Origin of the sequence: Methanobrevibacter sp. UBA188 (assembly GCF_905234905.1) — an archaeon.
GTDB lineage: Archaea > Methanobacteriota > Methanobacteria > Methanobacteriales > Methanobacteriaceae > Methanocatella.
The window spans coordinates 526-7851 of record NZ_CAJOJM010000058.1; the positions used below are offsets into that span (position 1 = coordinate 526).

The 7326-nt window shown below is 32.9% G+C and carries 7 protein-coding genes and 1 pseudogene; all 8 read right to left on the reverse strand.

Going from position 1 to position 7326, the window contains the following annotated elements; translation table 11 throughout:
• Window positions 1–789: hypothetical protein (locus QZ143_RS08675; protein WP_292883231.1), on the reverse strand; the 789-nt coding region annotated here is incomplete at its 3' end.
• A 373-nt stretch (window positions 790–1162) separates the two neighbouring features.
• Window positions 1163–2143, reverse strand: coding sequence for a choloylglycine hydrolase (gene bsh, locus QZ143_RS08680; RefSeq protein WP_292883234.1), 981 nt, complete (start codon window positions 2141–2143; stop codon window positions 1163–1165).
• Window positions 2144–2147: 4 nt separating this feature from the next.
• Window positions 2148–3560, reverse strand: a complete 1413-nt coding sequence (locus QZ143_RS08685; protein ID WP_292883237.1) for a nicotinate phosphoribosyltransferase — start codon at window positions 3558–3560, stop codon at window positions 2148–2150.
• Window positions 3561–3639: 79 nt separating this feature from the next.
• Window positions 3640–4185: a rubrerythrin gene (gene rbr / locus QZ143_RS08690; protein ID WP_292883239.1), complete on the reverse strand. Its 546-nt coding sequence runs from the start codon at window positions 4183–4185 to the stop codon at window positions 3640–3642.
• A gap of 93 nt (window positions 4186–4278) precedes the next feature.
• On the reverse strand, window positions 4279–4824 hold the full coding sequence (gene rbr / locus QZ143_RS08695) for a rubrerythrin (protein WP_292883246.1): 546 nt from the start codon (window positions 4822–4824) through the stop codon (window positions 4279–4281).
• 167 nt (window positions 4825–4991) lie between these two features.
• The gene (locus QZ143_RS08700; protein ID WP_292883249.1) at window positions 4992–5705 is read right to left on the reverse strand and encodes a DUF4013 domain-containing protein; all 714 of its coding nucleotides are present in this window, start codon (window positions 5703–5705) and stop codon (window positions 4992–4994) included.
• A gap of 133 nt (window positions 5706–5838) precedes the next feature.
• Complete coding sequence (gene mch / locus QZ143_RS08705; RefSeq protein ID WP_292883254.1) at window positions 5839–6810, reverse strand: methenyltetrahydromethanopterin cyclohydrolase; 972 nt, start codon at window positions 6808–6810, stop codon at window positions 5839–5841.
• Window positions 6811–6980: 170 nt separating this feature from the next.
• Window positions 6981–7326, reverse strand: a pseudogene (locus QZ143_RS08710) (hypothetical protein); the annotation flags it as partial.

Sequence of the window (7326 nt, forward strand, 5' to 3'; positions counted from 1 at the left end):
ACTTTGAATACATACTATAACTGAAGCAGTATTATTGTAGAATACACAATTTTCAATTGTAGCTCCACTTCCACCAATATTATCATTATTACTATATTCTATAACATATGACTTTTGATAAATAGTATTGTTTGCAAAAGTACAATTATAAAAAGAACACGGTGCTCTAAGAGTAATTATATTACCTCTTTCAGGTATGATTGCACCTGGAACTATATTATCAGAAGTAAAATTATAATTTACAAAATTAACTCCTGTAATTTTACAAATATTCTTAAATTGAAGCCTAGGCGTATTACTAGTTTGACTTGAACATTGAAACTCAGAAAGGTCAAGTGTAGCCTTTATACCATCAGTAGTATTATGACCTCCATAAATGTTAATATTATTTTTTATAAGAATAGGATTAAACTTACCAACATATGTCGAACCATTCAGGAAAATATTTTGCCCTGGCTGTGCATTCTGAAGTATAGTCCGTAAATCACTCATATTCTTATAATTTGAAGAATTACCTAAAACATTATTCTCATTGGAAACACCCAAAACACTACTTTTAGAGCTTACGCTAATACGGTTTTTAATGTCTGCAGAGTCATTCAACTCATCTTTTACATCATTAACTTGATTACTAATTACATTATCATCAACTATTTGATTATTAACTGTATTAACATCAGTTGTTTGTGTTAAATTAAAGTCATTATCATTTTCAAGCGCACAAGACGCCTGAATAGTAAACATAAGAATAACTATAGCCATTATCACGATTAACTTTTTGCCTTTCATTTTTCGTTTTCACCCCCTGATCCAGTCAATTAATAAAAATTGAATAATCTCGGCAAACTAAGATTATTCTTTTATATTTATATTCTTCCAAATATAAATAGTTTAGCATATATAAAACAAAAAATAGACCATATATGAGTAAATGAAAGATTACATTATAACATTAATATCAATAATCCTATAAATTTTTGAACGATTAACATCATATTGCAACTGTTAAAAAAAATTATTCATTTAATAAAAAATTAAAAAAAAAAGTTAAATTAATGAATTTAATTTGTTCATCACTAATTAACAGATATACAAAATCATGAAATTATTAAACAAATATTTATTACAACATTTAATAAATCATTCATTTAAAAAAAAAGGTTTAATTAATGAATTTAATTTGTTCATCACTAATTAACAGATAATTAATCAAATCCTTTGAATTCAAATCCTCATTGGCCAAACTGACGGCAGTTATTTGCGAATTATTGTAGGTTCGGTAATATAAAATCCCATCATTGGTGTTGTAACATGATGTGTAAATGGTATATTCAAACAAATCCGGATCATCGATGAATGTGCAACCGTTCTGCTGTTCGACAGAGCCTAGAATATGGAAGAACTGGCTGACGCTACTTGCCTCATCTCCTGAAGAATGTGAATTTGCACGTGTAAATGCCACCTTTGCAAATCTTGAGGATGATGACAAATCTCCCGGTAGACCTATTGCACCCATGCCCCTTGAATATTCATCCAAATCAATGTTTTGACCAAATGTGTTTTCAGGATTTCTATTGGATAAGTTTCTATAATTATTTAAAGTGAATAGCTGTTTATCGAAAGGAGGATTATTGGTAAGGACACCTACAGGATTGTCATATATCTTCAATCCATCTTCCAACGGTTCAACCACAATGGATTTGCCGCTATTGTCAGACAACATCCAGTGAAGTGGAGATAATGGAAGTTCATCGGCAAAGTTAATGTCAACAAGATTAATTTCACCAAGTAATTTTCGGGCTTCAAACACTGTAGATGCACTGCTTAGTATATATGGAATCAACTCAAAAGGGGCAATATTAATCATATTATTTTCACAGTCATTATATACTGCATTACCTTCAAAGTTCAGTCCTGCAATAGACAATCCCTTTTCGTTGCATGCATCATAATATAGGGGATACTCATCAATGCCTGCAGCAATTCCGATTATGGCATAATGACTTTTAACGTCATCGATTTTTCTGTATTTGAACTCATAATTTCGAGGAGTTATTGTTACCCGTTCATTATATGAAATCTCATAATCAAAATTGCGTCCAAAATAATGCTTATCTGTAATATAATTGCTTGCAGTACACATATTTTCACCTGCCGAAATTTGAATACATCAATGCTCTTGATTTAATTTCCCCAAATGTATCTTCAATCAATAAATCACCGTTCTTAAATACTGTTTGAAGACAATCTTCACCGTCATTGTCTATTGGAACTGTTTTAAATGAATTGTTTTCATTGATTAATTTAAACCTTCCGGTTTTTGACTTTTTACTTGAATCCAGAGGGTTTTTAAATATGTCATGCCATACTCCGTCCCTCAATTGTGCTGAACATTTGAATGCATTTCTTTGAGTGTCACGGGTTAGGGATGAGTGAAGACCGCCGCCCATACCGAAGATAATATTTTGAGCGGCCCATCCGTTGGATTTCATTGCAAATAGTATATCCCTAATTTTATGATAGTTCAAGCCGTCTCCCCACAAAAGCCCAATGTTCAAATCAAAAACCTTGTATCCCTTATCTGTCAAATGGGAGCCAAAGCCCTGTGAAAGCAGATTCAAACAGTCAATTGTTGTTGAAACAGGTTCTCCACTATCCGGTCTGAATACAACCTTATTGCCTTCACCATCCAGGAAATTTAAGATGGCTTCATTCAGTTCGCTTCCTGATTTTCCGGCTTCGATTAAAAAATTCCTATAGTCATATGAATCAATTACTATGGATAGAATTCCTTCCCTTGCATTATCTATAACATTCATAATCTGGTCAAATTCGCCTTCAGGACCAAGTGAAGTCATGACACTGTGTTCTGTTGCCTGAACCGAAAATCCATATAAGTTGGAATCGTTATAGTAGTTTTCAGGAATTGTCAATGCTGGAATAGTGTCGGTACCTGAAAAACTGAGAAGATGGGCAGATCCGCAAAGCATTGATGATTCGGTTGATGTTGCTCCGCGATATCCGAAATCATGAAGCATAAAGTCCAGATTATCCTTTTGAGAACCTGTAACATCCAGATAAAAATTTGATAGTTTCCTGACTTCCGCAGACAGTGTTGCAACAGTTGAAGGATACCAAACCTGAAGCAGAAGTGATTCAAGATAATTCACCAGCCAGTATGATTTCCTGTCAGTGTTTTCAACAGTCATCAAAACGTTGCTGACGTCCACAGGTGTTCCTTCAGCAACTGCCTTGATTTCAATAGGAAGTTTGCCTTCGTATTCATCAAGGATATACTCCCATCCTTCCTTGTTGAAAATGCCTTCCCCTATATGGGCTGATATGAGTTTATCCGCTTCGTCAATTTTTTCCTGAGTTACTACAGAGCCTTTTAAATACTTTTTAATTATATACTGGAGTCCGTAAAAAATTGTTTTATTGAACTCAGCACCTACCCTGCTTTCAAGGTATGAATAAATCTTTTCAGTACCTTTTGGGTAAAAATAGTGATGAGTTACTTTATAACTATCGGTTAAAAGACAAATGTTGTTTTCAATCATAATATCCCTTTTAAATTGATATATGATTGTTATAAAATATAAATATTGCTAAAAAAAAGAAAAAATAAGAAAAAGGAATCTAGATGTAACTGGTATCCTGTTTTCTGAAGTGTGCTTGTGGGTGATCGCATAATGGGCAAACTTCAGGAGCTTCCTTACCATAATGGATGTATCCACAATTGTTACATTTCCATGCGATTTCTTCGTCCTTTTTAAATACAGTGCCTGCTTTGATTTTATCAGCTAAAGCATTGTATCTGTCTTCGTGTGCCTTTTCGGTAGCACCTGCAGCATCAAACAAATCTGCTATATCGTCAAAGCCTTCTTCACGAGCAGTTTCAGCGAATTCCTTATACATTGAAGTCCATTCGAAGTTTTCACCTGCTGCTGCATCTGCGAGATTGCTTTCAGTGTCAGGGACTTTGCCGCCGTTCAATAATTTGAACCAGATTTTTGCATGTTCTTTTTCATTGTCAGATGATTCCTGGAAAATTTCCTTGATTTCAACATAACCGTCCTTTTTAGCTTGAGAAGCATAAAATTCATATTTTACACGTGCTTGTGATTCACCGGCAAGTGCCGCTTTTAAATTTTCTTCGGTTTTTGTTCCTTTTAAATCTGCCATAATATCAAACCTCTAAATTAAAATAGAATAAAAGACTATTTAAACATTTGGTGAGTAGTCAGTAACTAAAAAAAATAAAAAAAAGTTAAGAGCTTATTTGAAGTTAGTAGCTCTTTCTTCAAAGTGTGCTTTTGGAACTCCACAAACAGGACACATTTCAGGTGCTTGAGAACCTTTGAAAATGAATCCACAGTTTTCACATTTCCATTCAATTTCTTCTTCTTTTTTGAATACGGATTCTGCTTCAACATTTGCAAGTAAAGTTCTGTATCTTTCTTCATGTTCTTTTTCGATTGCACCAACTTTTTCAAATAAGAATGCAATTTTTGCAAATCCTTCTTCTTTAGCGGTTTCTGCGAATTCTTTGTACATTGAAGTCCATTCTTCGTTTTCACCGTCTGCTGCAGCATTTAAGTTTTCAATTGTGTCAGGAATTTCTTCATCATGTAACAATTTATACCAGATTTTTGCATGTTCTCTTTCGTTTTTGGAAGTTTCCATGAAAATATCGTGGATTTGAACATATCCTTCTTCTTTTGCTTTTGCAGCAAAGTATTGGTATTTGGTATGTGCTTGGGACTCACCAGCAAAAGCTGCTTGTAAGTTTGCTTCAGTTTTTGAACCTTTTAAATCTGCCATTTTATACATCTCCATTATTTAATACTTGAAGTATTTATTCTATATAGAATGATAGAATATATATTAATCATCATTTAAAAATTTATTGAAAAAATTTTAAAATTGAGACCCTTACATATTATGAAAACATTGAAAAAAAAATAAAAAAAGAAGAATAGAAATGTTATCTATTCTGAATATATTAAACCTACACCATAATTGACAAATAACAGGGCAAATCCGCCAAGAATAAGGTCAACTATCACTATACCAATGACCGGAATGATTGCTACTACTGATAAAATTAAAGCTAAAACAATCAAAAGAATGGATACAACAATTAGGAACAAGATAATGTTCAATATTCCAATTCTTTTTACGTCCGCAAATACTTCTCCAATGCTTAATGCATCGCCGATACTGCGTGATATAGCAAATCTTGCTTCAGCAATTATTGCAAATATTCCAAATATGATAAATATAATTACTGCGAAAACTGCCCAAATTCCTAAAGATCCTGCCATTTTATCCAATCCTGCTCCAATTGCACCAAACATGAATAAAAGAACAAGAGTAATGATAATTGGAATAATGAAGTAAACCAATCCGATAATTAATACTTTAATACCGTCTACAAAATTATTTGCAAAATCAAAATCAGGAATTTCATTAGAGTTATCAATTCCTCTTTTAATCACATCAATTGAATAACCGCTCAAAATAACTGAAAATACTATAGCAATTATTATTCCAATGATGGCCATAAATGAATTTGGTCCAAATAATCCGTAGAAAATCCCATCCATATCAGAAATAACAAAAATAAGACCTACAATCAAAAATTTTGTTAAATCAGAAAACGGGTAAGATATTGACTTTGATAAAATATCACCTAAGCCCATTTTTTTTCACCTTATTGTAATTTATTAAACGAAAAACACTATATTTTAGTGTCAATAGTAATTTTGTTTTATACAATATTTAAATATAATGTGAAATTTTTAAAAAAAAAGAAAGAAAAGAATAGAATAAAATCTATTCATCGACACCGAAGGATTTTTTAAGTAAATCTGCGTTAACAAATCCTTCTTTGTAAATTTTACCAGTAGTTAAATCATTGATTACTACTTCTGCAGGAGCGAACATTCCTTTATCAATTTGGTAGAAATCAAATCCTGCTTCTTTAAATACATCGAAGAACGGTTTACCATATCCATCAGCAGCGGAAGATGGTAATTGAGCTGCTACATTAGCAATATCATCGCCTTCTTCAGATTCTACATAGTAGTAGGTTCTTCCACCGAATAATACTGCATCGTTGGTTTTACCCATAGCTTTAAGTCCATCTGGGTCAACAGGTGCAATCGGTGCAATACCTGCAGCATGTTTTACTTTGGTTACATCGAATTTAATGAATTCCAACATTTTGTAAGTTCCGTTTTCAACAACTCTTCCGGAAATTTGAATAGATCCGACTAAAGAAGAAGTAGGAGCTACAAGCAAGTAGACATTTTTAACATCGACATCACATTCATCAGCAATGTATTGAGCCACATCATCACCAGGCAATACATCAGCTTCTAAAGTTAAGATTGCTAAATCTGCACCTTTATCATCATATCCAATTTCTTCATAGGTTTCTGCCGGTTTTAATGCAATGGCTCTAGCAGGACCAGAACCTAATGCGAAAAAGTCTCCTACAGATACAGACCAACCTGCTTTTTGTGAACCTAAGGTTGAAATAGAAGGTGAGTCAGTTTTAATTTTTACTGAAGGAAGTGCGAATTTTTCAGATAAATCTCCAGGAATTGAAATTCCAACATCTGCAAGTCCACCAAGACAAACTTTAGTATAAAGTTCTCCTGCTTTGAAACTTCCATCAACATTTACACCACAGTCAATAACAGTAGCGCCATTGTCTAAAGTTTCTACAGCAATGTTCAATTCATCTGCTTTTTCAATCATTACATCTACGGTTTTTTTAGCTTCTACGTTTACACTTACCATAGTTTAACCTCATTTAAAATATTAACTTAAATAATTAAGTTATTAATTAAAAGTTTAGCTTTATTATTATTTAAAATTGTCTAAATGAATTTGGCAACAGCATCAATATCAACAGTCATATGAGGTCATCATGAAAAAATCCTCTAAATAATCTACTGACTAGAACTTTTCTAAGCACTAACACCTGTCACATTAGTGGAATTTTTATTGGAACTTCCCTCACGAACCTTAATCAATTTAACTGCATTTGATGAATTGAATTTTTCATTCCCCTCAAATGTAGCATTTATTGTGAGTCTTCCAGGATCCTTATTTGCAACGGTTGTATCTGCAATTCCATTGGAATCAGTAGTTATTGAATAAGATTGTCTTTTGCCCTTATTGTCCATCATGACTATCTTAACTGATTCATTGGAAAGAGGATGACCATCAATATCGCTAAGTTTTATATTTATTGAATCCCCATTATGTACTGTGTCATTAGAAATTATCTCTATCCGGAGCCGATGAGGATTG

Excerpts from the sequence above, each read along its gene's own strand:
- bsh (WP_292883234.1), bottom strand. The coding sequence starts at position 2,143 with ATGTGTACTGCAAGCAATTATATTACAGATAAGCATTATTTTGGACGC.
- QZ143_RS08685 (WP_292883237.1), bottom strand. The coding sequence starts at position 3,560 with ATGATTGAAAACAACATTTGTCTTTTAACCGATAGTTATAAAGTAACT.
- rbr (WP_292883239.1), bottom strand. The coding sequence starts at position 4,185 with ATGGCAGATTTAAAAGGAACAAAAACCGAAGAAAATTTAAAAGCGGCA.
- rbr (WP_292883246.1), bottom strand. The coding sequence starts at position 4,824 with ATGGCAGATTTAAAAGGTTCAAAAACTGAAGCAAACTTACAAGCAGCT.
- QZ143_RS08700 (WP_292883249.1), bottom strand. The coding sequence starts at position 5,705 with ATGGGCTTAGGTGATATTTTATCAAAGTCAATATCTTACCCGTTTTCT.
- mch (WP_292883254.1), bottom strand. The coding sequence starts at position 6,810 with ATGGTAAGTGTAAACGTAGAAGCTAAAAAAACCGTAGATGTAATGATT.